Genomic DNA, 14,345 nt, shown 5'->3' on the forward strand with positions numbered 1-14,345 from the left:
GATGACGATGTCCGCGTACCGCAGAGGGCTCCGTGTCGGTGCCACCAGCCTCACCCTCGCCGCACTGCTGCTCAGCGCCACGGCCTGTGGCGGCACCACCCGGGACAACACCGGCAACGACACCGGCGCCGGCAACAAGGCGAGCGGCGCCGCCAATCCCAACGCCGCACTCAAGGAAGGGCTCAAGATCGCCTTTCTGCCGAAGCAGCTCAACAACCCGTACTTCACGGTCTCGGACAACGGCGGCAAGGACGCGGTCACCGAGATCAAGGGTGAGTTCAAGGAGGTCGGCCCCTCCGAGGCCAGCGCCTCGTCCCAGGTCAGCTACATCAACACCCTGTCCCAGCAGGGCATGGACGTGATCGTCACCTCGGCCAATGACCCCAATGCCATCTGCGGGGCGCTCAACCAGGCGAAGGCGGCCGGCGCGAAGATCGTCACCTTCGACTCGGACACCAAGCCGGAGTGCCGCCAGATCTTCGTCAACCAGGTGACCGCCGAGGGCATCGCGGAAAACCAGGTCAAGCTCATCTCGCAGCAGATCGGCGGCGAGGGGGAGATCGCGATCCTCTCCGCGACCGCCAACGCGACCAACCAGAACGCCTGGATCGCGTTGATGAAGACCGAGCTGGCGAAGCCCGAGTACAGCAAGATCAAGCTGGTCACCGTGGCGTACGGCAACGACGACGACCAGAAGTCCTTCCAGGAGACCCAGGGTCTACTGCAGTCGTACCCGAACCTCAAGGGCATCATCTCGCCCACCACGGTCGGCGTCGCCGCCGCCGCTCGGTACCTCAGTGGTTCGCAGTACAAGGGCAAGGTCAAGCTGACCGGCCTGGGCACCCCGAACCAGATGCGCCAGTACGTCAAGGACGGCACCGTCGACGGGTTCGCCCTGTGGAGCCCGGCCGACCTCGGCTACCTCGCCGCGTACGCCGGTGCGGCCCTGGCCTCCGGTCAGATCACCGGTGCCGAGGGCGACACGTTCAAGGCCGGCAAGCTCGGCGAGTTCACCGTCGCGAAGGACGGGGTGGTCGTCCTCGGCCCACCCACCGTGTTCGACAAGAACAACATCGACCAGTTCCAGTTCTGATCGCCCTCCCGGTCGGTGCCGGCGCACGTCGTGCACCGACCGGGAGAGCCGACCGCGCCATGCGGCCGTTGGACGAGGACTTCAACCTTGCGGCGCAGCTCGCCGCAGAGCGTGCGACGCGGTTCGCCGCAGAGACGGGAGAAACACCATGACGCAGCCCGACGCGCAGACCCTCGATCGGGTCAAGCAAGCCCTGCGAGGCCAGCGCATCGAGACCCCGTCCTGGGCGTACGCCAACTCCGGAACCCGGTTCAAGGTGTTCCCGCAGGAGGGTGTGCCGCGCAATCCGTACGAGAAGATCGCCGACGCGGCGGTCGTACACCAGCTCACCGGCGTCGCACCGACGGTGGCGCTGCACATCCCGTGGGACCGTGTCGACGACTACGCCGATCTGGCCGCGTACGCGGGGGACCACGGTGTCGGCCTGGGCGCGATCAACGCGAACGTCTTCCAGGACAACGACTACAAGCTGGGCAGCGTCACCAACCCGGACCCGGGGGTGCGCCGCAAGGCCATCGACCACCTGCTCGAGTGCGTGGACATCATGGACCGCACCGGCTCCCGCGACCTGAAGCTCTGGTTCTCCGACGGCACCAACTATCCCGGCCAGGACGACATCCGCACCCGGCAGGACCGGCTCGCGGCCGCGCTGCGCGAAACCTACGACCGGCTCGGCGACGACCAACGCCTGCTGCTGGAGTACAAGCTGTTCGAGCCGGCCTTCTACACCACCGACGTGCCGGACTGGGGCACCGCGTACGCGCACTGCCTGGAGCTGGGTCCGAAGGCGCAGGTGGTGATCGACACCGGGCACCATGCCCCGGGTACGAACATCGAGTTCATCGTGGCGTTCCTGCTGCGCGTCGGGAAGCTCGGCGCTTTCGACTTCAACTCGCGCTTCTACGCCGACGACGATCTGATGGTCGGCTCCGCGGACCCGTTCCAGCTGTTCCGGATCATGTACGAGATCGTCCGTGGCGAGGCGTTGGCGCCGGAGGCGGGCATCGCGTTCATGCTCGACCAGTGCCACAACATCGAGGCGAAGATCCCCGCCATCATCCGCTCGGTGCTCAACGTGCAGGAGGCGACGGCGAAGGCGCTGCTCGTCGACGCGGACGCGCTGGCCGCCGCGCAGCGCAGCGGTGACGTGCTCGCCGCCAACGCCGTGCTGATGGACGCGTACAACACCGACGTCCGACCACTGCTCGCCGGGCTCCGTACGGACCTGGGCCTGGATCCGGACCCGATGGCCGCGTACGCCCGCTCCGGCTACTTCGACAAGATCCGCGCCGAACGCGCCGACGGCCAGCAGGCCGGCTGGGGCGCCTGACCATCACTGAAGAAACGCAGACTGGGGACGTGAGGACGATGCAATCCGAGGTTCAGGCGCTGATCGCGCGCAGCAACCGGCTCGGCGCCGACCCGACCACGACGAACTACGCCGGGGGCAACACCTCCGCCAAGGGTGCGGCCACCGACCCGGTCACCGGCGGTCCGGTCGAGCTGCTCTGGGTCAAGGGCTCCGGCGGTGACCTCGGCACCCTCACCGAGGCCGGGTTGGCCGCGCTGCGGCTGGACCGGCTCCGCGCCCTCGTCCAGGTCTACCCCGGCATCGAGCGGGAGGACGAGATGGTCGCCGCGTTCGACTACTGCCTGCACGGCCGGGGCGGGGCCGCGCCGTCCATCGACACCGCCATGCACGGGCTCGTCGACGCCGCGCACGTCGACCACCTGCACCCCGACGCCGGCATCGCGATCGCCGCCGCCGCTGACGGGCCGGAGCTGACCAAGGAGATCTTCGGCGACCGCGTGCTGTGGGTCCCCTGGCGACGGCCCGGCTTCCAGCTCGGCCTCGACATCGCCGCCGTGGCACGGGCCAACCCGCAGGCGATCGGCGTGATCCTCGGCGGGCACGGCATCACGGCCTGGGGCGCGACCAGCGACGAGTGCGAACGCAACTCGCTGGAGATGATCCGCAGCGCGCAGACGTTCCTCGACGAGCGGGGCCGGGCCGAGCCGCTCGGCCCGGTCATCGCCGGCTACGAGCCGCTGCCCACCGACGAACGCCGACGTCGGGCGGCGGCGCTGTTCCCGGTGCTGCGGGGCCTGGCGTCCACGGATCGACCGCAGGTCGGCCACTTCACCGACAGTGACGTGGTGCTGGACTTCGTCGCGCGGGAGAAGCACCCCGCGCTCGCCGCCCTCGGCACGTCCTGCCCGGACCACTTCCTGCGCACCAAGGTTCGTCCGATGGTGCTCGACCTGCCACCCACCGCCCCCATCGAGGACGTGATCGCCCGCCTCAAGGAGCTGCACGCCTCCTACCGCGACGACTACCTCGCCTATTACGAGCGACACGCCAACGCGGACAGCCCGCCGATGCGGGGTGCCGATCCGGCCGTCGTCCTGGTGCCCGGTGTGGGCCTGTTCAGCTTCGGCGTCAACAAGCAGACCGCCCGCGTCGCCGGCGAGTTCTACGTCAACGCCATCAACGTGATGCGCGGCGCGGAGGCCGTGTCGCGCTACGCGCCGATCGACGAGGCCGAGAAGTTCCGGATCGAGTACTGGGCCCTGGAGGAGGCGAAGCTTCAGCGCATGCCGAAGCCGAAGGCCCTCGCCACACGGGTCGCGTTCGTCACCGGAGGCGGCTCCGGGATCGGCCGGGCGATCGCCCACCGGCTCGCCGCGGAGGGCGCCTGTGTCGTGGTCGCCGACCGCGACGCCCAGGCGGCTGGCGCCGTCGCCGCCGAGATCGGCAGCACCGACAGGGCGGTCGCCGTCGCCGCCGACGTCAGCGACGGTGACGCCGTGGCCGGCGCCCTGCGCGAGGCGGTCCTGGCCTTCGGCGGGGTGGACCTGGTCGTGAACAACGCCGGGCTGTCGCTGTCCAAGTCGCTGCTGGAGACGACCGAAGCGGACTGGGACGTCCAGCACGACGTGATGGCCAAGGGTTCCTTCCTCGTCTCGCGGGAGGCCGCGCGGGTGCTGCTGGCGCAGGGGATGGGCGGGGACATCGTCTACATCTCCAGCAAGAACTCCCTGTTCGCCGGACCGAACAACGTGGCGTACGGCGCGGCGAAGGCCGACCAGGCGCACCAGGTCCGGCTGCTCGCCGCCGAACTCGGCGGTCACGGCATCCGGGTCAACGGTGTCAACCCGGACGGGGTGGTCCGCGGCTCCGGGATCTTCGCCGGAGGCTGGGGCGCACAGCGGGCCGCCGTCTACGGCGTGCCGGAGGAGAAGCTGGGCGAGTTCTACGCCCAGCGCACGCTGCTCAAGCGCGAGGTGCTGCCCGAGCACGTCGCCAACGCGGTCTTCGTGCTCACCGGCGGGGAGCTGTCGCACACCACAGGCATGCACGTCCCGGTGGACGCAGGCGTCGCTGCGGCCTTCCTCCGCTGATGACCGCCGTGCGACTGGCCGCTGTGGACGTGGGCGCGTCCAGCGGCCGGGTCATGCTCGCGCGCGTCGGGCCGGGGATGCTGGAGCTCACGGAGGCGCACCGGTTCCGCAACGAACCGGTGCGGGTGGCGGGCACCCTGCACTGGGACGTCCTGGCGCTCTACCAGGGCGTGCTGGAAGGGTTGCGCGCCGCCGGCCCGGTCGCCGGGATCGGCATCGACACCTGGGCGGTGGACTACGGGCTGCTCGACGCCACCGGCGCTCTGCTCGGCAACCCGGTGCACTACCGCGACGGGCGTACCGAGGGCGTCAGCGACCGGGTGGCCAAGCAGCTCGGGCCGGAGCGGCTCTATGCCACGACCGGGCTGCAACACCTGCCGTTCAACACCCTCTACCAGCTCGCCGCCGCCGCCGGTACGCCCCAGTTGGAGGCCGCGCACCGGCTGCTGCTGATCCCGGACCTCCTCGCGTACTGGCTCACCGGCGAGATCGGCGCCGAGGTCACCAACGCCTCCACCACCCAGCTGTACGACCTGCGTCGCCGCGCCTGGGCCACCGACCTGATGGCCGACGCGGGGATCCGCGGCGAGCTGTTTCCGCCGCTGCGCGAGCCGGGCACCCGGATCGGCCCGGTCCTGCCCGCGCTCGACCTGCCCGGAACGCCCGAGGTGGTGGCGGTGGGCTCGCACGACACGGCGTCGGCCGTGGTTGGGGTGCCGGCTGCCGGTGAGCACTTCGCCTACATCTCCTGCGGCACCTGGTCACTGGTCGGCGTCGAGCTGGACGCACCGGTGCTCAGCGAGCCGAGCCGACGGGCCAACTTCACCAACGAGTCCGGCGTCGACGGCACGATCCGTTATTTGCGTAACGTGATGGGTCTCTGGCCACTGCAGGAGTCACTGCGCACCTGGGGCACCACGGACCTGCCCGCCCTGCTCCGGCAGGCAGCCCAGGAACCGGCGTTCCGTTCCGTGGTGGATCCGGACGACCCCACCTTCCTGCCACCCGGCGACATGCCCGCACGCATCGCCCAGGTCTGCCGGCGTACCGGGGAGCCGCTGCCGGACAGCCCCGCGGCCACGGTCCGGTGCATCCTGGACAGCCTCGCACTGGCGCACCGGCGCGCTGTCCAGCAGGTGCAACGGCTCTCCGGTCGACACGTCGACGCCGTGCACGTCGTCGGCGGCGGTGCCCGCAACGACCTGCTCTGCCAGCTCACCGCCGACGCCTGCGGCCTGCCGGTGCTCGCCGGGCCGGTCGAAGCCACCGCCCTCGGCAACGCCCTGGTGCAGGCCCGCGCGCTCGGTGTGATCGGCGGTGACCTGGCGTCGCTGCGGTCCGTACTGCGTGCGACCCAACAGATCACGCGGTACGAGCCACGCGCCGACGCGACGGCGTGGCGGGCGGCTGCCCGGCGCCTCGGATGGGAGGACTGAGCATGCGGATAGCCCTGTTCGTCACGTGCCTGGCCGACACCCTGTTCCCGGAGACGGCCAAGGCGACGGTACGGCTGCTGGAGCGGCTCGGTCACGAGGTCGCCTTCCCGCAGGACCAGACCTGCTGCGGGCAGATGCACATCAACACCGGCTATCCGGACGAGGCGCTGCGCCTCGTGCGTCGGCACGTGCGGACCTTCGCCCCGTACGACGTGGTGGTGGCCCCGTCGGGCTCATGCGTCGGATCGGTGCGCCACCAGCACGCGATGGTCGCCCGGCGGGCCGGCGACGAGCGGTTGGCCAGCCAGGCCGAGGAGGTCGCCCGTCGCACGTACGAGCTGTCGGAGTTGCTCGTCGACGTGCTCGGGGTGACCGACGTCGGTGCCTACTATCCCCACCGGGTCACGTACCACCCGACCTGCCACTCGCTGCGGATGATCCGGGTGGGGGACAAGCCACTGCGGCTGTTGCGTGAGGTCCGCGGCCTGGACCTGGTCGAGCTGCCGCAGGCCGAGCAGTGCTGCGGCTTCGGCGGCACGTTCGCGGTGAAGAACGCCGACACCTCGACGGCGATGCTGGCCGACAAGATGCGTCACGTACTCGCCACCCGGGCCGACGTCTGCACCGCCGGGGACGCCTCCTGCCTGATGCACATCGGCGGTGGGCTGTCCCGGCTGCGGACCGGCGTACGTACCGTGCACCTCGCGGAGATCCTGGCCAGCACCGAGGCCACCGCCGACCCGGTCCAGCAGGCGCAGCGACGGACCGGTGAGGTGCCCGCATGACCCGGACCTTCCTCGGCATGCCGGTCACCGCGCCGCGCGGTGTCGGGCACCTGCGCGGCGACGAGCCCTTCCCGGTCGCGGCCAGGCGCAGTCTCGCCGACGCCCAACTACGCCGTAATCTCGGCCACGCCACCGCCACCATCCGGGCCAAGTCGGCGGCCGTCATCAGCGAGGTCCCCGACTGGGAGGAGCTGCGCGAGGCCGGCCGCGCCATCAAGGCCGACGCGATGGCACGCCTGCCCGAGTTGCTCGACCAGTTGGAGAGGGCGGTCACCGCCGCGGGCGGCACCGTGCACTGGGCCGCCGACGCCGTCGAGGCCAACCGGATCGTCACCGCGCTGGTCAAGGCCACCGGCAGCGACCGGGTCATGAAGGTCAAGTCGATGGCCACCCAGGAGATCGGCCTCAACGAGGCACTGGAGGCGGCCGGCATCGAACCGGTGGAGACCGACCTGGCCGAGCTGATCGTCCAGCTCGGCCGGGACAAGCCCAGCCACATCCTCGTACCCGCGATCCACCGTAACCGCGCGGAGATTCGCGAGATCTTCCTGCGTGAGATGCCCGGCGTCGACCCCGCGCTGACCGATGAACCCGCGATCCTGGCGGCGGCGGCCCGCCGTCACCTGCGCCGTACGTTCCTCAGCACCCGGGTCGCGGTCTCCGGGGCGAACTTCGCGGTGGCCGAGACCGGCACCCTCGCGGTGGTCGAATCCGAGGGCAACGGCCGGATGTGTCTCACCCTGCCGGACACCCTGATCACCGTGATGGGCATCGAGAAGGTCATCCCCACCTGGGCCGACCTGGAGGTGTTCCTGCAACTGCTGCCCCGGGCCTCCACCGGGGAACGGATGAACCCGTACACCTCGATGTGGACCGGTGTCACCCCCGACGACGGGCCACAGGACTTCCACCTCGTGCTGCTGGACAACGGCCGCAGCGCGGTGCTCGCCGACGAGGTCGGCCGCCAGGCGCTGCACTGCATCCGCTGCTCCGCCTGCCTCAATGTCTGCCCCGTCTACGAGCGCACCGGCGGCCACGCGTACGGATCCGTCTATCCGGGACCGATCGGTGCCGTGCTCTCACCCCAGCTGACCGGGGTGGAGGACAACGCCTCCCTGCCCTTCGCCTCCTCGCTCTGCGGCGCGTGCTTCGACGCGTGCCCCGTGAAGATCGACATTCCGTCGATCCTGGTGCACCTGCGCGCGGAGCACGTGACCGCCTACCGGAGCGAGCATCGCCTGCCGAGCGCCGAGGCGGTCACCATGGCCGCCGCCGCGTACACCATGGATCACCTGCCGCTGTACGAGGCCGCGCAGCGTGGCTCGCGGGCCGCCCGCTTCGCCGGCCGGCGTGGCCGTGGCCTCCCCCCGCCGTTGTCCGGCTGGACCGTCGGCCGCGACCTGCCGCAGCCGCCACCGCAGACCTTCCGCGAATGGTGGGCGCAGCGATGAGCTCCCGGGAGGTGATCCTCGGGCGGCTGCGCGCCGCTCTCGGCCCGGAGCCGTCCACCCCCGCCGACGTGGCGCGGGACTACCGACCGGCCGGTGGTGCCGTGCACCTCGACGTCCTGGTGCACCGGCTCACCGACTACCGGGCCACCGTGCACCGGTGCTCCGACGGCGAGGTGGCGCAGGTCGTCGACGCGGTCCTCGGTGGCCGGCGGGTCGTGATTCCGGCGGGGCTGCCCCGACACTGGCTGCCCGAGGGCGTCGACGTGCTGACTGACGACAATCTCCGGAGAGACGACATCGCCACCGCCGACGGGGTGGTCACCGCGGCGGCGGTCGCCGTCGCCGAGACCGGGACCGTCATCCTCGACGCGGCCGCCGACCAGGGTAGGCGCGTCATCACGCTCCTGCCCGACGTGCACATCTGCGTGGTGCGCGCCGATCAGGTCGTCGCGAACGTCCCGGACGCCCTCGCGCGCCTCGACCCGCATCGCCCACTCACCTGGATCAGCGGTCCCTCCGCCACCAGCGACATCGAACTCAACCGCGTCGAGGGCGTCCACGGCCCTCGACACCTGCACGTGGTGATCGTCCCTTCAGCCGACACTGCGCCGTCTTCGACCAGCGCGCCCACCGGCGTGGGTCGGAGACCACCGACGCTGTGACCCGCGTCCGACAATCCATTGCGGGCCGGCGAGAGTTCCGCGTATGTTCTTCCGGCACGCCGTCGAGCTGGGAGGAGGTCAGAACAATGTCCGATGTTCTGCGCCCCCTGCGCGCTCCGGCGTTCGCGCGGACCTGACCCGGGGCGCTCGCTTCCCGGAGGACCAATCCATGACTGATCTGGTCATTCGTCCGCTCGTCGCGGGCGAGGAAAACCTGTTCGACTCCATGCCCGACCCGCTGCCACAACTGCGCCAGGTCGCTTACGCCGACGGGATCGCCGGCGGCGGCTACCGGCCCGAGACCACCTGGGTCGCCCTCCGCGCCGGCCGGGTGGTTGGCCGAGCCGCCTGGCTCCTCCCACCGGGCGCCGTCGGCGCCCCGTGGCTGGAACGCTTCGATCTGGACGCCGAGCCGGACGTGGGTGCCGAGCTGCTGCGCGCCGCCCACGAGGCGTTGGGCGGTCCCGGCCTGTACTACGCCGCCCTGCCGGCGCACTGGCGGCGTCGACCCGAAGTGCTGGCGGTAGTGCGGGCACCGATGGCTGCCGCCCGCCTCGCCGGGTTGGTCGAGCGGGGGGAGCGGCTCCGATGCTCCTGGACCGGCACACCCCTGCCGGCGTCCTCCGGGCGGTACGACCTCCGCCCGGCCGTCGACGCGGCGGAGATCAACGCTCTCGTCGCCCGGATCGCCGAGCCGGACGTGCTGACCGGCGTCGAGATCGCGCGTGTGGTCAGCGGCGTCGACCTGGCCACCGACCCCCTGGCCTGGCTGGGCGATGCGGCCGAGAACTGGCGTATCGCGCGGGAGGCCGGGACGCCGGTGGGTCTGGTCGGCACGGCCGGCGATGCCTGCTACCCGCTCCTCGCCTACCTCGGTCTGCTCGACGAGGCGGCCCGGCCCGAGCTGCTGGCCGAGGCGGTCCGGGTGCTGGCCGCCGGCGGTGCCCGAGAGGTCATCGCCGACGTGGACGCCCACCGGGTGGCGGTGCTGGCGGAGCTGGAGCGGACCGGGTTTCGGCAGCTGCGCTCCCGGGTCGCCTTCACGCCGCCGACCGCTCAGGAGTAGCTGAACGGGGTGCGCCCTGTCACCAGGGCGCGCCGCTCAGCAGGCGCCGACCCCATTCCCCGCCAGCATCTGACCATGCCGGAGATCATCAGGACTGGTACTCCGGCGTGAACATCGAGTGGGGCATGCCGACGTGCGGTGCGCTGGCCTCCTCCAGTCGGCGACGGGCGTCCGCCGGGATCTCGAAGTCGAGCGCCGCGAGGTTGCTGTCCAACTGTTCGGGGCCGCTCTCGACCTCACCATCGACTCCCTGCGGGCAGGTGCCCGGAAGGCCTGATCGTGTCAGGATCTGTTCACCCGGCCGTACCGGTCGTGGGTCGAAGGGCGGTGGAGCATGTCGGTCGGAATGACCTTTGCCGTGCTTGGCGGGGGGATCGTGCTCTTCGCCGTCCTACTACTGACGATCATCGGCGCGCTGGGGCGTCGGGCGCGGGCCGGGCGACTGGCGGGCCGATACACCTCGCGCCCGGGAAACTCGTCGGACAACAGCTCGTCGAGCATGGGCGGGAGCTGACACCGGTGTCGCTGGCGGTGAGCCAACCTCTGACGCGAGTTGCCGAAGATCGGAGCAGCCGTGGCAGGTGACGACGACATCTCCGGGTGAGAGCCCGGGCCGCTCGCAGACGGGCGCATGATCGCGCTGTCGCCGCGGCCCGTGTCGTCATGCCCTGCCCACGCCGGGCCCATCGTGCGCGCCCGGGTCTCCGTACTCCGAGGTTCCCCACGTCTGTTCGGCCCGCGCTCGTCGCCCATGAACTCCTTCGCATCCGGGGCACGCGCCGGGGTGCTCGACGGTGTCTCCCCTGACCGCCGCGCCCGGCGACCGGATCGACGAGAACGGCACCGGCAGGACGACCCTGCTGCGGGTCCTGGCCGGCGTCGACGAACCCGACTCCGGCTCGCCCCGGCTCTGCGACGAGCTGGAGGAGGCCCTGGGCACCGGGCCGGGCGCCATCGTCGTCGCCAGCCACGACCGGCGACTCCGGTCCCGATGGCCGGGCCGGGAGGTCACTCTCGCCATGGGGCCGGTGCCAGTTTCGTAGGACGGGGGTCCGGGGATGGTCATGTCACTCGGCCGGTCCATGCGTTTTCGTAGGACGGGAGTCACGTCACCCGGCCCGTCGTTGGCGGCCGGTCCATCCGTTCGAGCCGGGTGAGCTCCGCGTTGCCCGCCGCGACCACCGCCATGGCGAAGGCGGTGGTCGCCTGGTGAAGCCCGGCCCGCTGCTCCGCCGTGGCGATCCGCACCGACTGTGCCAGGTGCGCGCGCACGTGCTGGCCTGCCAACCGGTGGAACGCCACCCCGCTGGACGACCGCAACGCGGCCAACTCCTCGTCAGTGACCATGCCCGGCATGTCGTGACCCTCGTGCGGGTTGGTCGCCGGAGCGCCGGACTCGGCGAGCAGCCGGCGGGCCCGGCCCAGGTCTTCGCGTTGTACCGCGCCGACCCGAGAGGCCATCCGTCGCCAGGCCGGGTCGGTGGTCCGGCTCGGCACCATGTCGAGCACCGGCAGCAGGCGTTCGGTCATCGCCACCGTCAGCTGGAGCCACGCGATGTCGGTGGCGCTGAACTGGCTGGTCGGGCCGGACGTTGCGGTGGACGGGACCTGGCCCGCAGTCGACGGTGAGGCGGTCGACGGCGTACCCGTCGGTGGCGTGGTTCGGGTGGGGCCGGGCGACCCTGTGGCGCAGCCCGCGACGAGCAGCGCCACGAGGAGCAGGGGGATGGGTGCGGTCACGGGGATCCGCATCCGGCCTCCTTTCGCCCCGGACGGGGGGGGCCGGGGGGGGCGGGGCCCCCCCCCCGGGGGGGGGGGGGGGGGGGGGTGGGGGGGGCGGCGGGGGGGCGGGGGGGGCCCCGGCCCCGCCTCCGGGTGTGAACGTGTCGGCTCAGATCGGTCGGCCGTCGTGGCCGCACTTGATGACGGGGCGGATGCAGTCCTGGACCCGGCGGGCCATCTCCGCCACCGGCCAGGCGTTGAAGAAGTCACCGTGCATGGTGTAGCCCGGCCCGGAGGCCAGCCGGAAGTGCGACGGGTCGCCGGTGACCGGGTATCGCAGCACCTGCCGCAACTTCGGCACGTGCACCGGGTGGGTGCTCGGGCAGGCCTGGTTCACCGGGTAGGCCAGGTGGCTCTTGTGGTCCGGGGAGTCGAGGTCTCGGCCGTTCCAGCACTGGGGGAAGTCCAGGTACGACTCCAGCATCGTGCCGGCCGGGCAGTTGACGAAGTCCTTCGACGGCGGCACCTGCCCGGCATGCAGGCACGACCAGCGGGCGATGCTGTCGTTCGGCCCCGTGGCTCGCGCGTTGCCGGCGACGAGTCGCAGCCCCAGCGGGAACGGCTGGGTGTTCGCGACGACGTCGGCGCGTACCCCCTCGCCCAGGTAGTAGAACGTGGAGATTGCCGGCTCCACCGGCACGTTGTCGCGGTAGAGGGTCGGCACCCAGTAGGACGAGACGTCCACCCGTGGGTTGCAGGTGGTGGGGGAGTTGACCAGGTCCGGGAGTGTGGTGTTGGCGTTCGTCACCGTGCTGCCGAAGAAGCTGTGCATGTGCGAGGCGCCAGGCAGCTTGGGGAAGACGATCGGGTCGTCCGGCAGCCGGTGGCTGTAGGTGCAGTCGGCGGGGAACTCGGCGACCCGGATGGCGTTGGCGCCGGGGGCGGCGTCGGCCCGTGCGGTGGTGGAGACGATGTACGTGCCGAGTAGCACCAGCAGTGCGCCGATCGCCGTGGCGAGGCGCAGTCGGCGGTGGATGCCGGAGAGGGGTGCGGCCCTGTCCATCTCGTGACTCCTGTCGGGGGGACGGGTCAGGGGCAGCTCCGGCGCCGCCGCCGAAGACATCGGAGATTGCCCTGGCCAGACTGGTGGTGGACTGTTGAGCCCGGGTGAGAGAGAGCGCTCTCTTGCTGACCAGCCTCACCCTGATGTTGAAGCTTGTCAATACGTGCCGCAGTTGGTGGAAATGACGACGCCGAAGGGCCGGACCCTGGTGGGCGCTATAGAGGCACGGCTCGTCGGCCCACGACCCGCTCGCGCGCCATCCATCACTCGAGCATCGAGCGATCCCGGCCTTGACCGGCGTTGTGGCGTTCGTGCTCACCGCGTTGCGGTGGAGCGAGGAGAGCGCGAGTCTCCGTTTCGCTGTCGGAGCGGTGATCATTTCGGGTTGGCTCGTTGCCTTTTCCTGGCGAGCGTGCGAGGAGGTGGCTTGATCGGGGCGGGCGGGTGTGGCGACTCTTCGTCGTACTTGCGTGACAGCATTAGCTGATGGGCACATCGAAGCAGCCAGTGATGGTCCCGACCGAGGTCAGCGTCGACGATTTCCTGGCCGCCATCCCCGACGAACGTAAGCGGGCCGACGCGGGGCGGCTCCGCGCGGTCATGGGCGAGGTGACCGGCGAGTCGGCGGTGATGTGGGGCCCGAGCATCGTGGGCTTCGGCAGGTACCGCTACACCTACGACAGCGGGCGTACGGGCGAGGCGCCGCTGGCCGGCTTCTCGCCGCGCAAACAGCATCTCGTCGTCTACCTGGTGGGTGGTTTCGAGGATCGGTACGGCCCGATCCTCGCCCGCCTCGGTCCACATCGCGTCGGAAAGGGATGCCTCTACCTGAAGCGGCTCGACGACGTCGACGAGAGCGCGCTGCGCGAGCTGATCGACCGCACGGCGCGGGTGCACAAGGGTGTCAACCGGGCCAGCCAACGCTGAGGCTTCGTGGCTGCGGCCAGCCCGGTCGGCCTTGACCCACGGGGGTCACTGACCCGTCCAGACCGCCTTCGCGCCGGAGTCGCCGGTGCGGACCACGTAGTACACCGCGATGCCCGCGGCCACCAGCGACAACACCTGCAGCGACAGGGTCAGCGCCCGACCGGGCCGGGCACCTCCGGTGGCGCTCGGCTCGGCAGCTCGCGGCGGGACGAACCAGACCAGTGCCAGCGCCACGATCGCCAGCCCGATGGTGGCCCAGAGCGTGAAGTCGCCAAACTGCTGGTGCGCCTCGATCGTCGGGACGAACTCAGGGGTGACCCGGTTGGCGGCGCGCAGGCGGTCGAAGAAGGCGTCACCGGAGAGCTTCGCCAACAGCGCGGAGAGCGGTGCGCCCAGGGCGAGCAGCCCCAGCACCCAGCGGGTGTGCGGGCGGACCAGCGGGACGAGCGCGTAACCGATCGTCAGCTGGGTCGCGCCGACACCTCGGCCGCGTAGCCCGCCCGGATCGCCGCATCGGTCGGGTCGCCGCCGCGTCGGCCGGCGAAGGCGTTCAGCCCGGCCACGGTTGCGCTGAAGACGCCCAGCCCGGCCTGACCGGCACCCGTCAGCCGGACCAGGTCCTTCTCCAGTCGGGCCCGGTGCTCGTCCCAGTCCGGTCCGTAGACCTCGGCGAGCGCGGCGTGCTCGGAGAGCAGACGATCGAATTCGGCCCGAGGCCAGAAGAGCAGGTCGGACTCC

Annotated in this window: 15 protein-coding genes and 1 pseudogene; 11 read left to right on the forward strand and 5 right to left on the reverse strand. The window is 71.2% G+C overall.

What is annotated here, in order from left to right:
• Positions 1-7 precede the first annotated feature (7 nt).
• The 8 genes from rhaS (at position 8) to ABZS37_RS02665 (ending at position 9,895) form a co-directional block, all read left to right on the forward strand.
• Positions 8-1,093 carry a rhamnose ABC transporter substrate-binding protein gene (rhaS, locus tag ABZS37_RS02630; protein ID WP_355165050.1) on the forward strand — a complete coding sequence of 362 codons (1,086 nt, stop codon included), beginning with the start codon at positions 8-10 and terminating at the stop codon, positions 1,091-1,093.
• A gap of 148 nt (positions 1,094-1,241) precedes the next feature.
• The gene (gene rhaI / locus ABZS37_RS02635) at positions 1,242-2,423 is read left to right on the forward strand and encodes an L-rhamnose isomerase (protein WP_355165051.1); all 1,182 of its coding nucleotides are present in this window, start codon (positions 1,242-1,244) and stop codon (positions 2,421-2,423) included.
• A 38-nt stretch (positions 2,424-2,461) separates the two neighbouring features.
• Positions 2,462-4,495 carry a bifunctional aldolase/short-chain dehydrogenase gene (locus ABZS37_RS02640; protein ID WP_355165086.1) on the forward strand — a complete coding sequence of 678 codons (2,034 nt, stop codon included), beginning with the start codon at positions 2,462-2,464 and terminating at the stop codon, positions 4,493-4,495.
• Positions 4,495-5,931, forward strand: a complete 1,437-nt coding sequence (locus tag ABZS37_RS02645) for a rhamnulokinase family protein (protein WP_355165052.1) — start codon at positions 4,495-4,497, stop codon at positions 5,929-5,931. The genes ABZS37_RS02640 and ABZS37_RS02645 overlap by 1 nt, the downstream gene beginning before the upstream one ends.
• A 2-nt stretch (positions 5,932-5,933) precedes the next feature.
• Positions 5,934-6,716: a (Fe-S)-binding protein gene (locus ABZS37_RS02650; protein WP_355165053.1), complete on the forward strand. Its 783-nt coding sequence runs from the start codon at positions 5,934-5,936 to the stop codon at positions 6,714-6,716.
• Positions 6,713-8,167, forward strand: coding sequence for a LutB/LldF family L-lactate oxidation iron-sulfur protein (locus tag ABZS37_RS02655; protein WP_355165054.1), 1,455 nt, complete (start codon positions 6,713-6,715; stop codon positions 8,165-8,167). Before ABZS37_RS02650 ends, ABZS37_RS02655 begins: the two co-directional genes overlap by 4 nt.
• On the forward strand, positions 8,164-8,829 hold the full coding sequence (locus tag ABZS37_RS02660; RefSeq protein WP_355165055.1) for a lactate utilization protein C: 666 nt from the start codon (positions 8,164-8,166) through the stop codon (positions 8,827-8,829). The genes ABZS37_RS02655 and ABZS37_RS02660 overlap by 4 nt, the downstream gene beginning before the upstream one ends.
• Before the next feature lie 169 nt (positions 8,830-8,998).
• Positions 8,999-9,895, forward strand: coding sequence for an acetyltransferase (locus ABZS37_RS02665; RefSeq protein WP_355165056.1), 897 nt, complete (start codon positions 8,999-9,001; stop codon positions 9,893-9,895).
• 88 nt (positions 9,896-9,983) lie between these two features.
• On the opposite strand, the gene ABZS37_RS02670 is transcribed toward ABZS37_RS02665, so the two are convergent.
• On the reverse strand, positions 9,984-10,109 hold the full coding sequence (locus ABZS37_RS02670; protein ID WP_355165057.1) for a hypothetical protein: 126 nt from the start codon (positions 10,107-10,109) through the stop codon (positions 9,984-9,986).
• A gap of 120 nt (positions 10,110-10,229) precedes the next feature.
• Here ABZS37_RS02670 and ABZS37_RS02675 point away from each other — a divergent pair, with 120 nt between their 5' ends.
• The gene (locus tag ABZS37_RS02675; protein ID WP_355165058.1) at positions 10,230-10,409 is read left to right on the forward strand and encodes a hypothetical protein; all 180 of its coding nucleotides are present in this window, start codon (positions 10,230-10,232) and stop codon (positions 10,407-10,409) included.
• Between the two features lie 280 nt (positions 10,410-10,689).
• Complete coding sequence (locus tag ABZS37_RS02680) at positions 10,690-10,938, forward strand: hypothetical protein (protein ID WP_355165059.1); 249 nt, start codon at positions 10,690-10,692, stop codon at positions 10,936-10,938.
• A gap of 61 nt (positions 10,939-10,999) precedes the next feature.
• On the opposite strand, the gene ABZS37_RS02685 is transcribed toward ABZS37_RS02680, so the two are convergent.
• The gene (locus ABZS37_RS02685) at positions 11,000-11,647 is read right to left on the reverse strand and encodes a DUF305 domain-containing protein (RefSeq protein WP_355165060.1); all 648 of its coding nucleotides are present in this window, start codon (positions 11,645-11,647) and stop codon (positions 11,000-11,002) included.
• 139 nt (positions 11,648-11,786) lie between these two features.
• Entirely contained in the window at positions 11,787-12,680 is an 894-nt protein-coding gene (locus ABZS37_RS02690; RefSeq protein WP_355165061.1) for a DUF1996 domain-containing protein, read from the reverse strand.
• 486 nt (positions 12,681-13,166) lie between these two features.
• Here ABZS37_RS02690 and ABZS37_RS02695 point away from each other — a divergent pair, with 486 nt between their 5' ends.
• Positions 13,167-13,607 carry a DUF1801 domain-containing protein gene (locus tag ABZS37_RS02695; protein ID WP_355165062.1) on the forward strand — a complete coding sequence of 147 codons (441 nt, stop codon included), beginning with the start codon at positions 13,167-13,169 and terminating at the stop codon, positions 13,605-13,607.
• Positions 13,608-13,652: 45 nt separating this feature from the next.
• On the opposite strand, the gene ABZS37_RS02700 is transcribed toward ABZS37_RS02695, so the two are convergent.
• Entirely contained in the window at positions 13,653-14,021 is a 369-nt protein-coding gene (locus ABZS37_RS02700) for a hypothetical protein (protein ID WP_355165063.1), read from the reverse strand.
• Positions 14,022-14,068: 47 nt separating this feature from the next.
• A pseudogene (locus tag ABZS37_RS02705) lies at positions 14,069-14,345 on the reverse strand (hypothetical protein); the annotation flags it as partial.

Source organism: Micromonospora sp. NPDC005413, assembly GCF_040606435.1.
Lineage (GTDB): Bacteria > Actinomycetota > Actinomycetes > Mycobacteriales > Micromonosporaceae > Micromonospora.